General features: G+C 66.3%; 16 protein-coding genes. 7 read left to right on the forward strand and 9 right to left on the reverse strand.

Annotated features, from left to right (window positions below):
- Positions 1–52: 52 nt before the first annotated feature.
- From A8G00_RS04890 to A8G00_RS04930, 9 genes are all read right to left on the reverse strand, one after another.
- Complete coding sequence (locus A8G00_RS04890) at positions 53–736, reverse strand: Fe2+-dependent dioxygenase (RefSeq protein ID WP_025548744.1); 684 nt, start codon at positions 734–736, stop codon at positions 53–55.
- Between the two features lie 49 nt (positions 737–785).
- Positions 786–1550, reverse strand: coding sequence for an energy transducer TonB (locus A8G00_RS04895; RefSeq protein WP_103000204.1), 765 nt, complete (start codon positions 1548–1550; stop codon positions 786–788).
- 175 nt (positions 1551–1725) lie between these two features.
- Entirely contained in the window at positions 1726–4293 is a 2568-nt protein-coding gene (locus A8G00_RS04900; protein WP_103000205.1) for a TonB-dependent siderophore receptor, read from the reverse strand.
- A gap of 86 nt (positions 4294–4379) precedes the next feature.
- Positions 4380–4655 (reverse strand): ribbon-helix-helix domain-containing protein, encoded by a 276-nt coding sequence (locus tag A8G00_RS04905; RefSeq protein WP_025548748.1) that lies wholly within the window; start codon positions 4653–4655, stop codon positions 4380–4382.
- Entirely contained in the window at positions 4655–5377 is a 723-nt protein-coding gene (gene phbB / locus A8G00_RS04910) for an acetoacetyl-CoA reductase (RefSeq protein WP_025548750.1), read from the reverse strand. The genes A8G00_RS04905 and phbB overlap by 1 nt, the downstream gene beginning before the upstream one ends.
- A gap of 36 nt (positions 5378–5413) precedes the next feature.
- Complete coding sequence (hemH, locus tag A8G00_RS04915; RefSeq protein ID WP_103000206.1) at positions 5414–6385, reverse strand: ferrochelatase; 972 nt, start codon at positions 6383–6385, stop codon at positions 5414–5416.
- A 5-nt stretch (positions 6386–6390) separates the two neighbouring features.
- Entirely contained in the window at positions 6391–8658 is a 2268-nt protein-coding gene (locus A8G00_RS04920) for a molybdopterin cofactor-binding domain-containing protein (protein WP_103000207.1), read from the reverse strand.
- 56 nt (positions 8659–8714) lie between these two features.
- Positions 8715–9143, reverse strand: a complete 429-nt coding sequence (locus A8G00_RS04925; protein WP_103000208.1) for a CoA-binding protein — start codon at positions 9141–9143, stop codon at positions 8715–8717.
- Between the two features lie 171 nt (positions 9144–9314).
- On the reverse strand, positions 9315–10280 hold the full coding sequence (locus A8G00_RS04930; protein WP_103000209.1) for an Mrp/NBP35 family ATP-binding protein: 966 nt from the start codon (positions 10278–10280) through the stop codon (positions 9315–9317).
- A gap of 136 nt (positions 10281–10416) precedes the next feature.
- Here A8G00_RS04930 and hflK point away from each other — a divergent pair, with 136 nt between their 5' ends.
- The 7 genes from hflK (at position 10417) to cysK (ending at position 18601) form a co-directional block, all read left to right on the forward strand.
- Positions 10417–11544, forward strand: a complete 1128-nt coding sequence (hflK, locus tag A8G00_RS04935) for an FtsH protease activity modulator HflK (protein WP_025548756.1) — start codon at positions 10417–10419, stop codon at positions 11542–11544.
- Positions 11544–12389 carry a protease modulator HflC gene (hflC, locus tag A8G00_RS04940; RefSeq protein ID WP_025548757.1) on the forward strand — a complete coding sequence of 282 codons (846 nt, stop codon included), beginning with the start codon at positions 11544–11546 and terminating at the stop codon, positions 12387–12389. Before hflK ends, hflC begins: the two co-directional genes overlap by 1 nt.
- A gap of 109 nt (positions 12390–12498) precedes the next feature.
- Positions 12499–14007, forward strand: coding sequence for a Do family serine endopeptidase (locus A8G00_RS04945; protein ID WP_025548759.1), 1509 nt, complete (start codon positions 12499–12501; stop codon positions 14005–14007).
- Between the two features lie 146 nt (positions 14008–14153).
- Positions 14154–15779: a helicase HerA-like domain-containing protein gene (locus A8G00_RS04950; protein WP_103000210.1), complete on the forward strand. Its 1626-nt coding sequence runs from the start codon at positions 14154–14156 to the stop codon at positions 15777–15779.
- 15 nt (positions 15780–15794) lie between these two features.
- On the forward strand, positions 15795–16208 hold the full coding sequence (locus A8G00_RS04955) for a hypothetical protein (protein WP_103000211.1): 414 nt from the start codon (positions 15795–15797) through the stop codon (positions 16206–16208).
- 174 nt (positions 16209–16382) lie between these two features.
- Positions 16383–17687, forward strand: coding sequence for an MFS transporter (locus tag A8G00_RS04960; protein WP_044661643.1), 1305 nt, complete (start codon positions 16383–16385; stop codon positions 17685–17687).
- The gene (cysK, locus tag A8G00_RS04965; protein WP_044661642.1) at positions 17684–18601 is read left to right on the forward strand and encodes a cysteine synthase A; all 918 of its coding nucleotides are present in this window, start codon (positions 17684–17686) and stop codon (positions 18599–18601) included. The genes A8G00_RS04960 and cysK overlap by 4 nt, the downstream gene beginning before the upstream one ends.
- The last annotated feature ends 207 nt before the right edge of the window (positions 18602–18808 follow it).

Below are 18808 nucleotides of genomic sequence, written 5' to 3' on the forward strand. Positions count from 1 at the left end.
CTGAAGGGGAGGGGAAGCATTGACGTCCGCCATTGCCCAACATCCCACCAGATCACGCGTCGGCCCATCGCCGCAGCAGATTGTGATACACGCCGGTCAACCGGATGACCTGCGCATTGTCATGGCCCAGTTCGCCCGCCAGCGCCTGAACGCTGCTGTCGAGATCGAAGAGCATCTGCCGCGCGGCATCGTCCCGCACCATGGATTGTAGCCAGAAGAAGCTGGCCACCCGACGCCCCCGCGTCACCGGTTCCACCCGATGCAGCGACGATGACGGATAGAGCACCGCATGGCCGGCCGGCAGCTTCACCTGCTGCACGCCGAAATTGGTCTCGACCGTCAGTTCGCCGCCGTCATAGCTGCCGGGCTCCTCCAGGAAGACGGTGATCGACAGGTCCGAGCGCACGCGAAAGCCGGTGCCGGCCTGCATCCGCACTGCATTGTCCACATGGGTGCCGAAGGCCTGACCGCCCGCATAGCTGTTGAACAGCGGCGGGAAGACCTTGAGCGGCAACGCGGCGGCAATGAACAGGGGCGAGCGGCCCAGAGCATCCAGCACGATCTGCCCTGCCTGCTTCGCCTCGCCGCAATCCTCCGGCAGTTGCAGGTTGCGCTTGGCGAGCGCGGACTGGTGGCCGGAGGTGACATTGCCGTCGACCCACTGCGCCGCGTCGATCAGCGCGCGGACCCGGGCGACGGCCTGGCCATCCAGCAGTTCGGGGATGACGGTCAGCATGCCGATGAACCTGGACAGGCACGGATGAAGCGGAAGCGGCCCATTGCAGTCACTCCGCCCCGCCGCGCAGGACGAAGGGAATTTCGACCACGCCCTTGACCCGGACGGCCTGGCCATCGCGCATCACGGGTTTCCAGCGCCAGCCGCGCACCGCGTCGCGCGCCGCATTGTCGAGCCGGGGAAAACCGCTGCTCTGCGCGATGGAGAGGTTCTCCACCGCGCCATCCAGACCCAGCGTCAGAGCCAGAACGACGGTCCCCTGTTCGCGCCTGCGACGGCTCTCCACCGGATAGCGGGGCGGCTTGCCGGCGATCATCTGCGCGCCCAGGTCGCCGCCCTGGACCAGGCTCGATCCCATGGATGCGGCGGGCGGCGCGGGGGGTGAGGAAAGCGCGACGGGAGGAGCAGGCGGCGCAGGCGGCACGATCTCGGGCGTGGTCGCCACGGCCGGCGCCGGCGGCAGGGGCACTTTCACCAGTGGCGGCGGCGCGACGATCTTGGTCTGCGGCGGGGGTGGCGGGGCCTCCGCGGATGGAGGCGGAGGAGGCGGTGGCATGAGGTTCACGACCGACAGGCGCGCCTCCCGCACGCGCTGCACATGATGCCGGACCTGGACCAGCGCAGCGATAAGGACGGCATGAAGCAGGACGATGACAAGAATGGCTGGAACGTTCGGCCCACGCCGCGCGCCGTAGCGGGCGGGAGCAGTCTCGAATCGAACGGGTGCGCTGGGGACGGAGAGCGGAACGGCGGGGGATGGGACGATCGCGTCATCCGCCGCCTCTTCAACATATCCATCTGCTACGCGAAGCATGCCAGATCCCCTTTGCCGCCCTGCCGGCGAAACCGGTCCATAACGCGAATCCTAATGCTACTCAATCGCATCTTTACCATGGGACCAGACGGGTGGCGACCCGAGGAGGATAGGAGTGCATCGCCACCCGCCCGTTTCCCCCGGCAAGGGACGAGCGCCGGGGGATAGGGATCGGTCAGAACATATAGTTGAGGCTGAACACCGCCGACCGGGTCGGGGCAGGCTGCGCCCAGCTGTTATTGATGTTGTTGCGCACCGTCGTCACATATTTCTCATTGGTGAAGTTCTGCACATTCACCTGCGCCTTCAGATTCTCCGTGATCGGGTAGGAGGCCATAAAACGGTGGATCGTGTAGCTTGGCACCCGGTAGCCGACATAGCTGTTGGCGACCAGTTGGGCGAGCGACGGCTGGTTCAGCAGGAAGCTGCCCTGATAGGTCAGGCCATAGCCCAGTTCCAGGCCGAAGCCGAAGCGGTAGGTCGTGAACAGACTGCCCGAATGCTTCGGGGTATTGGTCAGCGCGTAACCAGCCGTCGGATCAAGGAAGGTCGTGCTGTTGGCGCATGTGCCGGCGGCCGGGTCCGTCGCGCCCGGATGAGCGAGGCAATAGTCGGAAACGCCCTGCTTGATCTTGCTCTTGAGGTACATGTAGTTGGCGGAAATCGTCCAGTTGCTGGTGATGTTGCCCGACGCGCCGAAGGACACGCCCTCCACCCGCTGGCGGCCATCCGTCGCCTGATCGCGCAGCAACGGATCGCCCGACACCACCTTGATCTGGTTGCGGTCGTTGCGGAACAGCGCCAGGGTCAGCAGCAACTGCTTGTCGAACAGGTCGGCCTTGGCGCCGATCTCGTAATTCTTCGTGGTTTCCGGCCTGACATTGCAGGTGCCGCTGCCGCCCGCGGCATTGTCCGCGGTGCAGCTTCCGTCGACCGACGATTTGGACGGCAGCTTGGAGTTGCCGAAAGCGACATAAAGGCTGGTGTCCGGCGTCGGCTTCACGACCGCGCCGATGCGGAAGGAAAAGAGATTGTCGTCCACCTCCAGCCGAGTGCCGACCGTGCTGATCTGGCCAAGCTGCGCCGAACCGCCCGTCGTGTTGTAGGTGAAGGTGCGGTTGAAGCCCTTGACCTTCTCATAGCGGACGCCGCCGTTGATCTCGAACCAGTCGGTGAACTTCATCGTATCGAACAGATAGGCGGCATAGCTGGTCTGTTCCCCGACATTATGCGTGCCCAGGATGAAGTTGACCGGCCCGACATAATTGTTGCTGCCATAGACGCGGGCCAGGCCGGTGGTGGCCGCAGGGCCGACGATGCCGGACGACGGATCGGCGATATTCACCAGCGGCAGGTAGAAACCAAGGCTGGCGGCGGCATTATAGGCCGGATTGGCGGCGCCGGCGCCGGTGGCAGGCGCGGTGAAAGGCGCGGCATAGGGATCGAAGCCGTTGGCGCTGCGGCCCAGGCTGCCCTGCAACTGGTCGTAGCGCTCCCACAGGGCCGAACCGCCGACGACCAGCGTATGGCCGATGCCGCCGGTGTCGAAATCGGCGCTGAGGTCGATCTGGTTATAGGCGGTTTCATTGGTGATGAAGCGCTGGTTGCCGCGGCCGCCGATCGGCAGATAATAGCCGACCGGAATGGTGAGCGTTTCGCCGGCGGCGGTCGTGCCGATGCGCTGGGTGCATGCGCCGCCGGTGTCCGGATTGAAGCCGCCCGCCGTTCCGTTGTCGAGGCAGAAGACGCCGTTCGGCTGGCTGGTCACCGTATCCTGGCGGATATGTTCGTACCGCGTCAGGTTGCGGACCTTGACCGTATCGCTGAAGGCATGGCTGAAGATCGCCTGCAGCGACTTGGTCTTGCTGTCCTGGCGGTCGAGATTGGCGAAGCCGTAATAGCCCGACCGGTCGAACTGGTCGACGATGCCCCCCAGCGCCGGGAAGTAGCGGATGCCATATTGCGGCATCGCCCTGTCATCCAGATATTCGCCCTGCAGCGTCAGACTGGTGGGGCTGTCGATGCCGATGGTGATCGCGGGCGCCACGCCCCAGCGCTCATAATCCTCGACATCGCGGCCCGGCACATCGTTGCGGTGATAGACGGCGTTGAGGCGCACGGCGATCAGGTCGTTGACGCGCTTGTTCGCGTCGATGGTCGCCCGATAATAATTGTCCGTGCCGATCCCGGCGTTCAGGATCGTCTTGTCCTCGGCCAGCGGACGCTTCGTCACCAGGTTGATCGTGCCAGCGACCGAACCGCCGCCGTTCATGACCGAATTGGCGCCGTTGGTGACTTCGACCTGCTCGATATTATAGACTTCGTTGCGGTTCAGGAACGCGCCGGAACGCACGCCGTCGACCGTGACGTCGTTCTTCGCGTCCTGCCCGCGCAGGATGATGCGGTCGCCATAGCCGAAGCCGCCCTCGCCCGCGCCGAAGGTGATGCCGGGAACGGTCGACAGCACGTCGCGCAGCGTCAGCAGGTTCTGCTGCTGGATGGTTTCCTTGCCGATCACCGTGATGGTCTGCGGCGTATCGAGCAGCGGCCGGGTATATTTGGGCGATTCTGCCTTTTCGACCTTGATCGGCGATTCGTCGATCGCCGTGTCGGTGACCGTCATCCCGCCAAGCTTGGCGCCCTGCGCAGCATCCTGCGCCTGCGCCTGCGCGGACGAGGCAAAGGCGATTGCGCCGACGCAACTCAGCGCCAGGAAGGACGGTCGTGACAGTGCTTTGGACATGGAAACAGAACCCCTTTCTTGAACCTTGAGGGGTCTGCTATTGCGACTTGTTCGCAGAGTCAACGCTATTGCGAGTAATTATTATTTTATGATTGTATATTATCGTTGAAAAGCCAGCATCTTATCGCGCTCGCCAGATTGGGCGGATCGGCCGCCGCCATGCGCGCGACATCAATGCGCGCGATCAAGGCGTTGACGGGCAAACCCTCCCGCAGGGCGGCCGCGCGCAGGGCTTGCCAGAATATCGGTTCCAGGCTGATCGCGGTCTGATGGCCCGCAATCGTCACGCTGCGCTTGACGGGCGGAGCGAAGGGCGATGCCGCCGGCGCCGAAGCGTCAATGGAAGGCCCCTCGCCTTCCATCAGTACATATGCTGGCCGCCGTTGATCGACAGCGTGCTGCCGGTCACGAAGCCCGCCTCCTCGCTGCAGAAGAAGGCGACGCCGCGGGCGATCTCATCGGCATGGCCCAGACGGCCGACCGGGATCTTGGCGACGATCTTTTCCAGCACCGCCTGCGGCACCGCCGCGACCATGTCGGTGTCGATATAGCCCGGCGCGATCGCATTGACGGTGACGCCATATTTCGCGCCTTCCTGCGCCAGCGCCTTGGTGAAGCCATGGATGCCGGACTTGGCGGCCGCATAGTTGACCTGGCCATATTGGCCCGCCTGCCCGTTGATCGATCCGATATTGACGAAACGGCCCCAGCCGCGCTCCCGCATCCCGCCGAAGGTCGCCTTGGCCATGTTGAAGCAACCGCCCAGATTGATGCGCATCACCTCGTTCCAGTCGTCGAAGCTCATTTTCGCCAGCACGCCGTCGCGGGTGATGCCCGCATTGTTGACGACGACGTCGATCGGCCCCAGCGCCTCGGCCACCTGCGCGCAACCGTCCAGACAGGCCTGGTGATCGCCCACGTCCCATTTGAAGGACGCTATGCCCGTCTTGTCCGAAAAGGCCTGCGCCTTGGCGTCGTTGCCGGCATAGTTGGCGGCGACCGTGAACCCCATCTCCTTGAGCGCCAGGCTGATCGCCTCGCCAATTCCACGCGTTCCGCCCGTGACGACTGCAACCTTGCTCATAGTGGCTCTCCTCAAAGAATATTGACGGGACGAAACTTACCTCTCCAACCAGCCGGCCAGTTCGCGACGGGCCAGAGTCTCGTACAGATTCATAGCGTCCGGGGAGGCGTTCAAACAACTCAAATGGACAAAATTATTGCCACCGGAAGCGATAAAATCCTCTTTGCCGCGAATGGCGATTTCCTCTAGGGTTTCCAGGCAATCCGCCGAGAAGCCGGGGGTCAGGACGGCAACATTCCGGACATTTTCCGAAGGGAGCTGCCGCAGCACCGCATCGGTTGCCGGGCCCAGCCATTTCGCGGGGCCGAAACGCGATTGGAAAGTGACCCGGACCTCCCGCCCCAGCGCCTCGCCCAGCAGCCTTGCGCTTTCGACGCACTGGTCGCGATAGGGATCGCCCAATTGCCGCGTTCGCTCCGGCATGCCGTGGAAACTGGCGATCAGCAGGTCCGGCGCGAAATCCAGCGTGGCGAGCTGCGCCTGGGTCGATGCGCGCAGCGCCTCGATATAGGCGGGATCGGCATGATAGGGCGGCAGCGTGCGGATCGCCGGCTGCGCCCGCATCTTCGCCAGCGCCGCATAGGCGGCATCGAGCGCGGTGGCCGTCGTCGCCGCGCAATATTGGGGATAGAGCGGAGCCAGCAGGATGCGGTCGCACCCTGCGGCGACCATCGCCTCCAGCCGCGCGCCGATCGCCGGATTGCCATAGCGCATCGCCCAATCGACCATAACGCCAGCGCCCATCCGCTCCTGAAGCCCGCGGGCGGCGTCGCGCGTATAGACGGCGAGCGGCGATCCCTCCTTCATCCACACCTGCCGATAGGCATGGGCGGATTTCTTCGGACGGGTGAGCAGGATCGGGCCGCGCAGGATCGGCTGCCACAGCAGTTGCGGAATTTCCACGACGCGCCGGTCGGAAAGGAATTCGGCCAGATAGCGCCGCACCGATGCCGGGTCGGGACCGTCGGGCGTGCCCAGATTGATGATGAGAAGGCCGATCTTGCCCAAGAATTTCACCCTTCCATCAGCAGGGGCAGGGTGCGGAAACGCCGCCCCGCCGTGGTGAACAGCGCATTGGCGACGGCGGGCGCCACCAGCGGCGCGCCCAGGTCTGTCAGCCCGGCGGGAGGCGCGGTGCTACGGATCAGTTCGACCGTCACTTCCCCGACATCGCCCAGCCGCGGCAGGCCCATGCGGCCCAGCATCGCCCGCGTCGGCATGCCCTTCGCATAGGGGACGGATGCCCCCATGGCGAATGCCAGCCCATGGATCAGGCCGCTTTCGACCTGCTGCCGGGCAATGTCCGGATTGACCTGATCCCCGCCGTCCACCGCGGCGACGATCCGTGAGACCTGCAACTTGCCCTCCGCCATGCCCGCCTCCACCATGACGGCGATGAAGGCGCCGTTCATCACATGCGCCGCCAGTCCCTGCCCGCTTCCTTCTATGCCGCCCTGCCAGCCGCCCATGGCGCCGACGGTGGTCAGGCAATGCGCTAGCCGGGGATTGCCGCCCAGCATCTGGATACGAAAGGACATCGCCTCCATCTGCGCCTGATGCGCCAACTCGTCCATGAAACTTTCGGTGAAGAAGGCGCCGTGCAGATGCGCGTTGCCACGTGCGAACCCCAGCGGCAGGCCGACATCGGCGGGGAAGTGATCAACCGCCCAGTTGGGCACCGCATAGGGCAGCTCCATGCCCGCCACCGCCAGCCGGGTGGACGTGCCTGACGCATCGGCGCCGGCCTCGTGCGGCAGCTTGCCATGGGCGATGCGCGCCCATGTCTGGGTCAGGGCGCAGGGGGCGGCGACCTTCGCGGACCAGCCTTCGATCGCGCCGTTGCGGCCCAGCTTGCCCGCCATGCGCGCATGGGCGGGGGCGCCGGGCCTGTCCTGGATCACATCCTCCAGCCGCGACCAGAGCAGTTGCACCGGCCGCCCCATCTCGCGGGAGAGGAGCGCGGCCTGCACGCCGGCCTCGAAATCCATGCGGCGGCCATAGCCTCCGCCGGCGTGCAGCGGGTAGAGCGTCACCGCTTCCGCCGACAGCCCCAGCGCGCGGGCGATGGCGGCGCGGGCCAGGCCGGGCGCCTGCGTCGCCATCCATATTTCCGCGCTGTCCTCGCCGATCCGGGCGGTGGCGCACATCGGCTCCAGCGCCAGATGCAGGCCCGGCCGCACCCGATATTCGCTGGCAAGGATGGTCGCATCCCCGAACAGCGGCTGCAGATCGCCCTGCGCATAAAGCCGTTCGCCGGAACCGGAAAAGGCCTGCTCCAGCGCCGCCTCCATCCCGGCGCTGTCCACCGGCCTGCCGGAAAGCGTAAAGACCGGATCGGCCAGATCGAGCGCCTTGTTCGCCGCCCACCAGTTGCTGGCGACCGCCGCGACCCACCGGTCCCGCCGCACCAGCTTCAGGAAGCCGGTGACGGATTTCGCCGCGCCCTCGTTGACGCTTTTCAGCACGGCATCCCCGATCGGCCCCTGCCGGATGGAGGCGAAGACCATGTCGGGCAGGCGGATGTCGGCGGCGAAATTATGGCTGCCGTCGATCTTGGACGGGGTGTCCAGCCGGGGAAGCTCCTGCCCCGCCAGCCGGTCCACCTCCGCCTGGCGGAAGGGCAATATCTCGGGCAGGTCGAAGGTCGCGGCATCCTCCACCACCTCGCCCAGCTTCAACCGGCGCTGCCCGCCGTCGGAAATGATGCCGTTCTGGATGTCGCAGCTTTCCCAGGCGACGTCCCAGCGCGCCGCCGCCGCCTTGCACAGCAGCACCCGCGCCGCCGCGCCCGCCTCCCGATAGGGCTGGTGGAACATCGGCACCGACGTGCCCGCGCCCGTCAGCATCAGGGCGCGGCGGGTCGCATATTGATCGATGGTCCATTCGCCCGCCTCGCCCGCCAGCCGGCTCCAGTCATTGGCCAGCCATTCGCGCGCCAGCAGGATATTGGCGTAGAGCGGCCCGATCGGCGCGCTCTGCACGCCGACGGTCCGCCAGTCCGCGCCCAGTTCGTCGGCCAGTATCTGCGGCAGAAGGGTCGTGACCCCCTGCCCCATCTCGGTCTGGGGCACGATGACGACGACCTGGCCAGACCGGTCGATCTTCAGGAAAGCGTTGAACGCGGTCTCGCCCGGCGCGGTGTTGAGACTGGCGCGATAGGAGCGCGGCCATATGGCCCATGCCAGCAGCAGCCCCACCGTGGCGCCCCCGCCGACCAGCAGGGTGCGCCGGTCCAAACCCTTTTTCGTCTGCTGACCCTGCTTCCGCGGTGCGCGCCCCATGCCATTGCTGATAGAGAGGCTTGGAAGCTCTGCAAAGCCCTATTGCGCCCGAAGGTTCAGGCGACGGGCCTGAGCTGGAGCCGGCGTATCTCGATGGCGGGGCAGCGATCCATCACCACCTTGAGCCCGGCCGCCTCGGCCCGTGCCGCCGCGGCCTCATCGACCACGGCCAACTGCATCCAGACCGCCTTGGCCCCTGCCGCTATGGCATTGTCCACTACCTCCCCCGCGGCGTCGCTGCGGCGGAAGATGTCGACCATGTCGATCGGCACGCCGATGTCGGACAGGCTGGCCCAGACGAATTCGCCATGGACATGCTCGCCCGCGATCTGCGGATTGACGGGCAGCACGCGATAGCCGTGATCCTGAAGGGTCTTCATCACGCCATAGCTCGGCCGGTCGGGCCGGTCGGAGATGCCGACCAGCGCTATGGTGCGGGTTTCGTTCAACAGATCGGCTATATCCTGCGCATCGGTAAGCGGCATGAGGGGTCCTCCATATTCGCGAGACATGGGAAGGACGCTGGAGAGGCGCAAGCCGTTCCCTCCAACCCCTTCATCCCCACGGAAGCCGGGATCTCAGGCGATAGGGCATGGAGTAGTCTCACAAGGTCCGGCTATCGCCCGGACGACGAAAGAAGGAACAGGGTGAAGACGTCAGCGCCCACCCCGCAGCCACGCAACGACCTTCTCCGCAATCGTGCGGAAAGCCACACCATGCGCGTCGTCCCCCGCCGCCGGAGGATCGCCCGCATCGGACCGGCGGCGAATGTCGATGGCGAGCGGTATCCGGCCAAGGAAGGGCATCCCCATTTCCCCGGCGGCCGCTTCCGCGCCGCCCTGACCGAAGGGGTCCGACACTTCCCCGCAATGGGGGCAGGCATAGCCCGCCATATTCTCGACCAGGCCGATCATCGGCACCTGCGTCTGCTCGAACAGGCTCACCGCGCGTACCGCGTCGATCAGCGCCAGGTCCTGCGGCGTGGAGACGATGACGGTGCCGGCCGGCTTGTGCTTCTGCACCATCGACAGCTGCACGTCGCCCGTGCCCGGCGGCATGTCGACGATCAGCAGCTCCGCATCGCCCCAATCCGCCTCGATCAGCTGGGCCAGCGCATTGCCCGCCATCGGCCCGCGCCAGGCGAGCGCCTTGCCCGGCTCGACCAGATGGCCCATGGAAAGCATCGGAACGCCAAAGGGGCTCTGCACCGGGATGAGCTGCTTGTCCTTCGCCTGCGGCTTCCTGTCCTCGCTGGCCATCAGCCGCGCCTGCGACGGGCCGTAAATATCGGCGTCGACCAGCCCGACCTTCACCCCCAGCCTTTGCAGCGCGACGGCGAGATTGGCCGACAGCGTGGATTTGCCCACCCCGCCCTTGCCCGATGCGACGGCGACGATCTTCAGCGGCCTGCGCTCGGCCGTCATGGCGATGCGCACATCCTCGACCCCGGGCACGGTCAGCGCGCCCTCCCGGATCGCGGCGGCCACGGCGTCGCGCTGATCGGACGACAGGCCCGCCACGTCCAGCACCAGCGACATCACCCCGTCCTTGAGGCGCGGCGCGCTGGCGCGGCCGTCGGTCAGCGTTTTGAGGCGAGCGGCGAAATCTTCAAGCTGGGTCATGGCAGGCCATCTAGGGACTTTCCCCGTCCGGCGAAACCGGCAGGCCGCCGTTTTTCTTGGCCATCGACATCATTCGAAACAATAATCGTTGCGAAGGGCACTGTTTTTCGCCGGAGAGCCTACCTATAGAGAAGGCATGAAGAGATTTTTCGGGTGGATGCCGGGCATAGCGAGCGCCATGGCCCAGGGTCCGTGGGGCGGCAAGAGCGACGGTCCGGACGGCAATGACGGCCAGGGCAAGGGCGGCGAAGGCAAGGGCAGCGACGGGCCGCGCAACCCGTGGACCCAGCCGGGACGCCCCGGCGCCAAGGGCCCTTCCGCGATCGAGGAACTGCTCCGCCGCAGCAAGGAAAGCTTTGGCCAGGGGGGTGGCGGCTTCGGCAATCTGCCGCCCCGCCCATCCGGCAAGGCGCTGTGGCCGGCCGCCATCGGCATATTGGTGGTGCTGTGGCTGGTCCTGACCTGCTTCCACCGCGTCGGCCCGCAGGAACGCGGCGTCGTCACCCTGCTGGGCAAATACAGCCGCACCCTCTCCCCCGGCATCAGCCTGACGCTGCCTGCCCCGCTGGAAAATGTGACGACCGTCGACGTCGAGGAAATCCGCACCATCGACATCGGCTCGACGCGGGCGGAGAGCGAGAATCTGGTCCTGACCGGCGACCAGAACATCATCGACCTCGCCTATTCCGTGCGCTGGAACATCCGCAGCCCGGAACTCTACCTGTTCCAGCTTTCCGACCCTGACTCATCGGTGCGCGAAGTCGCCGAAAGCGCGATGCGCTCCGTCGTCGCCAGCGTCAGCCTGGAGGATGCGCTGGGCGCCGGCCGCACGGAGATCGAGCAGCAGGTCGAACAACGGATGCAGGAGATATTGGACGGCTACCGCTCGGGCATCCGCGTGCAGGGCGTCGCCATCAAGCAGGCCGATCCGCCGACCGCCGTCAACGATGCGTTCAAGGCGGTGTCCGCGGCGCAGCAGACGGCCCAGACCTATCTCAACGAAGCCCGCGCCGCCGCGCAGCAGGTGACCGCCAAGGCGCAGGGCGAAGCCGCCGCCTTCGACAAGGTCTATGAGCAGTACAGGCTCGCGCCCGACGTCACCCGCCGCCGCATGTATTATGAAACCATGGAGGGTGTCCTGTCGAACGTCGACAAGACCATCGTCGAAAGCGGCAATGTCACGCCCTATCTGCCCCTTCCCGAACTCAAACGCCGGGCGCAGGGCGGCACCGCGCAGGGCAGCGCGACCGTGGAGGGCCAGTGATGCAGAACCTCGTCCGCCATCCCGTCGCGCTGGCGCTGCTGGCCATCGCCGCGCTGCTGCTGATCGGCAGCACCATCGCCATCGTGCCTGAAACCAAGCAGGGTGTGATCGTGCGCTTCGGCGATCCCAAGAAGATCATCAACCGCTATCGCCCCAACGAGGATTTCGGCAAGACGGGCGCGGGGATCATCCTGCGCTGGCCGTTCATCGACCAGATCGTCTGGATCGACAAGCGCGTCCTGTCGGTGGAGATGGAGCGGCAGCAGGTGCTGTCCACCGACCAGCTCCGGCTTCAGGTCGACGCCTTCGCCCGTTACCGCATCGTCGATCCGCTGCGCATGTATATCGCGGCGGGCAGCGAGGAGCGGGTGTCGGACGCCCTGCGCCCGATATTGGGCTCCGCGCTGCGCAACGAACTGGGCAAGCGGCCCTTCGCGGCGCTGCTCTCCCCCGAGCGGGGCCAAGTGATGGACAATATCGAGGCGGGCCTGAACCGCGTCGCCCGGCAATATGGCGCGCAGATCGTCGATGTGCGGATCAAGCGGGCCGACCTGCCCGACGGCGCGCCGCTGGAAAGCGCCTTCACCCGCATGCGCACGGCGCGGGAACAGGAAGCGCTCACCATCCGCGCTCAGGGCGCCAAGCAGGCGCAGATCATCCGCGCGGAGGCGGACGCCAACGCCGCCCGCATCTATTCGGAAAGCTTCGGCAAGGACGCCCAGTTCTACGATTTCTATCGCGCCATGCAGGCCTATCGCTATACTTTCGCTCCGGACCGGCAGGGGTCGACCACCATGGTCCTCTCCCGCGACAATGATTTCCTGAAGCAGTTCCAGGGGCGTTGATTTCATTACGGAACCAGCGTCATTCAATGAGGGTTAAGGCAAGACGGCGCATCCCGCTCATCGCAGAGTCCCGCCTTTCCTTCGCAAGTTCATGAGAGGACCGTCACGAGTGCGTTACGCTTATGCCATTACCGGCGCCCTGCTGCTCGGCGGCACGGCCATCGCCGTCACGACCAGTTCCAATGTCGGCGCGCAGGTCGCGCAGAATGAAGGCATGCAGGCCGCCGCCCCCGCCGGCGCCCCGGCAAGCCTGGCCGACATGGTCGAGAAGCTGCAACCGGCCGTGGTCAACATTTCCACCAAGCAGCGCGTGCAGGTGCAGAATCCCTTCGCCGGCACGCCCTTTGGCGACCTGTTCGGCGCTCCGGGCGGAAGGCCGCAGACCCGTCAGGCGCAATCGCTGGGGTCGGGCTTCATCATCTCCGCCGACGGCTATATCGTCACCAACAACCATGTGGTGTCCGCCGGCGCGGAAGGGGCCAGCGTCGATTCCATCACCGTCACGCTGACCAATAGCGAGGAATATCCCGCCAAGCTGGTGGGCCGCGATCCCGCCACCGACATCGCCGTGCTCAAGATCGAGCCGAGGAAAGCCCTGCCCTTCGTGAAGTTCGGGGACAGCACCAAGGCGCGCGTGGGCGACTGGGTGATCGCCATCGGCAATCCCTTCGCCCTGTCCGGCACGGTGACGGCCGGCATCATTTCCGCCGTGCATCGCGGCACCGGCGGCACCTACGACAAGTTCATCCAGACCGACGCCTCGATCAACCAGGGCAATAGCGGCGGCCCGATGTTCGACATGCGCGGCAATGTGATCGGCATCAACAGCCAGATCCTTTCGCCCTCGGGCGGCAATGTCGGCATCGGCTTCGCCATCCCGTCGGAACAGGCGGCGCCCATCGTCGACACGCTGCGCAAGGGCCAGGCCGTCAAGCGCGGCTATCTGGGCATCCAGATCAGCCCGCTGGGCGAGGATCTGGCCGATTCCCTTGGCCTCGCCAAGAATCGCGGCGAATTCGTGCAGGGCGTGGAGCCCGGCAAGGGCGCCGACAAGGCCGGGATCAAGGCGGGCGACGTGATCGTCAGCGTCGCCGGCCAGGAAGTGACGCCGGACCAGAATCTCTCGTCCATCGTCGCCAACCAGCCGATCGGCGGACGCGTGCCGATCGTGCTGCTGCGCAATGGGCAGCGACAGACGGTGACGGCCGTCGTGGGCGAACGCCCGTCCGAAGACGAACTCAACGCCTTCGCCCAGAGCCAGGATGAGGATTTCAGCCAGCAGCAGGAGAACCCCTCCAATAATGGCCAGGCCAGCCAGCAATCGCTGGGCATTTCGGCCATTCCGCTGACCTCGACCATCATCCGCCAGCTCGGCATCGCCGCCGATACGCGGGGTATCGTGATCACCGCCGTCGACGGCTCGACCGATGCAGGCGCCAAGGGCCTGCGCCGCGGCGACGTCATCATCACCGCGAACAACCGGCCCGTCGCGACCCAGGCGGACCTCGACGCGCAGGTGAAGGCGGTGTCGGCGCAGGGCCGCAGCGCGATCCTGCTCCAGGTGCTGCGGCGCGGCCAGCCCGCCGTGTTCCTGCCGGTGCGGCTGCGCGACAAATAAGCGCGCGCGCCGCACGACAGGCCCAGAGCTGAAAACCAGCCGATCGTTACGGGTCGCGCTTGCCGGAAGCCCTGCCTCGCCTCTACAAAGGCGTCGGCAGACTCCGGTGGGCGCGGCCCGTCACCTTTTTGGGAGAATGACGCGAGATGAGCGACGGCATTTTCATCGGCCTTGGCGCGCCCGACAAGGACGGCGGCATCCCCCAGACGCTGAACCTGCGCCGGGCCAATCGCCATGGCCTGATCGCCGGCGCGACCGGTACGGGCAAGACCGTGACGCTCCAGGGCATAGCCGAAAGCTTCTCCGCGCTGGGCGTGCCCGTCTTCCTCGCCGATGTGAAGGGCGACCTGGCGGGCATTGCCATGGCCGGCTCCCCCACCGCCAAAAATGCGGACAAGCTGGTGGCGCGGGCCAGGGAGATCGGCCTCGACAATTACAGCTATGCCGACAATCCCGCCATCTTCTGGGACTTGTATGGCGAGCAGGGCCATCCCGTCCGCACCACCGTCAGCGAGATGGGGCCGCTGCTGCTCTCCCGGCTGATGGACCTCAACGAAACGCAGGAGGGCGTGCTCTCCATCGCCTTCAAATATGCCGATGAGGAAGGGCTGCTGCTGCTCGACCTGGGCGACCTGCAGGCGATGCTGGCTTATTGCGCGGAAAATGCCGACAGCCTGTCCGCGCGCTACGGCAATGTGACCAAGGCCAGCGTCGGCGCGATCCAGCGGCAGTTGCTCCAGCTCGAAAGCCAGGGCGGCGACCATTTCTTCGGGGAACCCGCGCTCGACATTCACGACATGCTGAAGGTCGATGAGAAGGGGCGCGGCTATGTGAACGTCCTCGCCGCCGACAGGCTGATGCAGAGCCCCAAGCTCTACGCCACCTTCCTGCTCTGGCTGCTCTCCGAACTGTTCGAGACGCTGCCCGAGGTGGGCGACCCGGACAAGCCGGTCCTCGTCTTCTTCTTCGACGAGGCGCATCTCCTCTTCGACGATGCGCCCAAGGCGCTGACCGACAAGATCGAACAGGTGGTGCGACTGATCCGTTCCAAGGGCGTCGGCGTCTATTTCGTGACGCAGAACCCGATCGACATTCCGGAAGATGTGGCGGGCCAGCTTGGCAATCGGGTCCAGCACGCCCTGCGCGCCTTCACCCCCCGCGACCAGAAGGCGATCAAGGCGGCGGCGGAAACCTTCCGCGTCAATCCGGACCTGAACGTCGAAACCGCGATCACCGAACTCAAGGTGGGCGAGGCGCTGGTGTCGCTGCTGCAGGAGGACGGCTCGCCCGGCATCGTCCAGCGCACGTTGATCGCCCCGCCCCGGTCGCGCCTGGGCCCGCTTGATGCCAGGGAACGGGCGATCATCCAGTCCATATCCCCCTGCGCGGGCAAATATGACGCGACCGTCGATCGGGAGTCGGCCGAGGAAATCCTCGCCGCCCGGGGTCAGGCCGCCGCCGCCGCCGCGCAGGCCGCCAAGGCGCAGGCCGAAGCGGACAAGGCGGCCGCCGCCCAGGCCAAAATAGAGGCCAAGCAGCGCGAGGCCCAGCTAAAGGAACAGGCGCGGCAGGAAGCCGCCGCCGCCCGCGAAGCCGCGAGGCCCTCCTCCTTCGACAAGGCGATCCAGTCCGCGACCCGCTCCGCCGCCTCGTCCGTCGGGCGTCAGGTCGCCAATGAAATCGGCCGGGCGGTCTTCGGCGGGTCCAGCCGCAGGTCCGGCGGCATTGCGGGGCAACTGGTGCGCGGCATATTGGGCAGCCTGTTCAAATAAGAGGGGAGACATGCCATGCGAAAGAGGATCATCTTCACCCTGGCCATCTGCACCCTGGGTCTGGCGCCTGCCCTGCCCACCCATGCGCAGGATTATCGCGACCTGCGCCGCGCCACGGACGCCGCCATCGCCAGCGACATCGCCCGCGACCGTCAGGCCGAACGCGATGCCAAGCGTCAACCCTATGTGTCGCCCGGCTACGGCCCGATCCAGACCGCCACGGCAGCCCGCAATGCCTGCGCGGCCAAGGCGCGGGAAGAGGCAGGACCGGGCGCGAAGGTCCTGGGACGGATCGCCGCCAGCACCATGTCCACCGGTTGGGAAGTGGAAGGCGAAGTCGGTCCGTTCGACGGCCGGCGGTCGGTGCCCTTCGTCTGCTCGGTGCGCAATGGATCGGTAAGCGGCATCCTGTTGCAGCCGGATCGATAGGGTTCGCCCCCACCGACACGGAAAGCCTGCCCAGCCGAAAGCCGCCATGCCCAAGCGCATGGGGAACAGGCCCGATCTCCTCTAAAGCCAGACCATCACCGCCCCAAATATTGCTGCGCCTTTTCTCTACCGCCGCGGTTGCGAGGATCATTGTGCAGGCGCTAAGGAGGGCGCATGCTTAGCCCCCCGGTTCCCGCCCATCCCCTGCGCTTCGGCAATTTCCGGGCCTATCTGCTGGGGCGGCTGGCGACGGTTCTGGCGCAATATAGCATGATGATCATATTGGGCTGGCAGGCCTATAATGTCGCCCGCGAAACGATGAGCACCGCCGCCGCCTCGGCCCAGCTCGGCCTGATCGGGCTGGCGCAGTTCCTGCCCCTCTTCTTCCTGACGCCCGTGACGGGATGGGTGGCCGACCATTTCGACCGGCGCCTGATCACCCGTTTCACCCTGCTGCTGCTGGTGCTGGCGTCGGCCGTCCTCGCCTTCGCCACCTATGAGGGCTGGGTCAGCCTGCCGCTGATCTTCGGCATCGCCGCCCTGGTCGGCGTCGCGCGTGCATTCAATGGCCCGGCCTATAGCGCGCTCGCCCCCAATCTGGTCCCGCGCGAACTGCTGCCCAACGCCATCGCCATTTCCAGCGTCGTGTGGCAGGCGGGCATGATCGCGGGCCCGGCGCTGGGCGGCTATGCCTATGCGATGCAGCCCTGGGGGGCCTACGCACTGGCGTCGGGCCTGTTTACGGTCGCCCTGCTCTGCATGATGCTGATCGGCCCGGTGCCTCAGCCGCCGCGCGACACCAGCCGGCACCCGGTGCGCCAGATGATCGACGGCCTCACCTATGTCCGCACCAACCGGCTGGTTCTGGCGACCATCACGCTCGACCTGTTCGCGGTGCTGCTGGCGGGCGCGACGGCGCTGCTGCCGGTCTATGCCCGCGACATATTGCATGTGGGTTCGGCCGGCCTCGGCCATCTCGCCGCTTCCCCCGGCATCGGCGCGGGGGTCACCGCCCTTTTCTTCTCCTTCCGGCCGATGAAGACGGAAGTCGGACTCAAGATGCTGGGCGCCGTCATCCTCTTCGGCATCGCCACGATCGTCTTCGGCTCGACCGCCTTCCTGCCCCGCGCCATCGCGCCGGAAGTCGGCATCGGCGCGCTGATCCTGCTGGGATCGGCCGACATGGTGTCCGTCTATGTCCGCCAGTCGCTGATCCAGCTTCACACCCCCGACGAGATGCGCGGCCGCGTATCCAGCCTGTCGCAGCTCACCATTTCCGCCTCCAACGAACTGGGCGAGGCGGAGTCCGGCTTCCTCGCCGCGCTGGTCGGGCCGGTCGCGGCGGTGATCGGCGGCGGGATCGGCGCCATCGTGATAACCCTTATCTGGGCGAAGCTCTTTCCAGAACTCCGCCTTGCCCGTACCTTCGACCCACCCGAAACAAGGGCGGCCGAGCCCACGCAGGAGAAAGTGCAATGAAGGCATCCAGTATCTTGGAAACCATCGGCAACACGCCGCATATCCGCGTCAACCGGCTGTTCGGTGATGCAGAGGTGTGGATCAAGTCCGAACGGTCCAACCCCGGCGGGTCGATCAAGGACCGAATCGCCCTGTCGATGATCGAGGCGGCGGAGGCGTCGGGCGATCTCAAGCCCGGCGGCACCATCATCGAACCGACATCCGGCAATACCGGCGTCGGCCTGGCCATGGTCGCGGCGGTCAAGGGCTACAGGCTGATCCTGGTCATGCCCGAGAGCATGAGCCTGGAACGCCGCCGGCTGATGCTGGCCTATGGCGCCAGCTTCGACCTGACGCCGCGCGAAAAGGGCATGAAGGGCGCGATCGAGCGTGCGCTGGAACTGGTCGAGCAGACCCCCGGTTCCTGGATGCCGCAACAGTTCGAGAACCCCGCCAATATCGACGTGCATGTCCGCACCACGGCGCAGGAAATCGCCACGGACTTTGCCGACTCGCCGCTTGACGCGCTGATTACCGGCGTCGGCACCGGCGGCCACATCACCGGCGTCGCGCAGGTGCTCAAGCAGCTCTGGCCCCATCTGAAGGTCTATGCGGTCGAACCGACCCTGTCCCATGTCATCAGCGGCGGCCAGCCCGGTCCTCACCCGATTCAGGGGATCGGCGCGGGCTTCATCCCCGCCAACCTCCACACCCAGTTGCTGGACGGCGTGATCCAGGTCGATCCGGCCGACGCCAAGGAATTCGCCCGCCGCGCCGCGCGGGAGGAAGGCGTGCTGGTCGGCATCTCCTCCGGCGCGACGCTGGCCGCCATCCATCAGAAGCTGCCGGAACTCCCGGCGGGCAGCCGCGTTCTGGGCTTCAACTATGACACCGGCGAACGCTATCTGTCGGTGCCCGACTTCCTGCCCGAATAAGACCGGACACAGGCAAGAGCCGGAACGGGCATGACCGACGCAAACCCCACCAGCCAGCCGCATCGTTCGATGTGGCTGCTCTGGCTCTTGCTGTTCGTCGGCCTGCCCGCTATGGTTTCCGCCTGGGAGGCGCGGGTGCCTCCCGGCAGGCCGCGCCCGGAAGCCGTCGCCGCCGCCCGGCTCACGCGCCCCGCCACGCCGCCGCCG

Source organism: Sphingobium sp. SA916 (assembly GCF_002894065.1).
GTDB classification, from domain to species: domain Bacteria; phylum Pseudomonadota; class Alphaproteobacteria; order Sphingomonadales; family Sphingomonadaceae; genus Sphingobium; species Sphingobium fuliginis.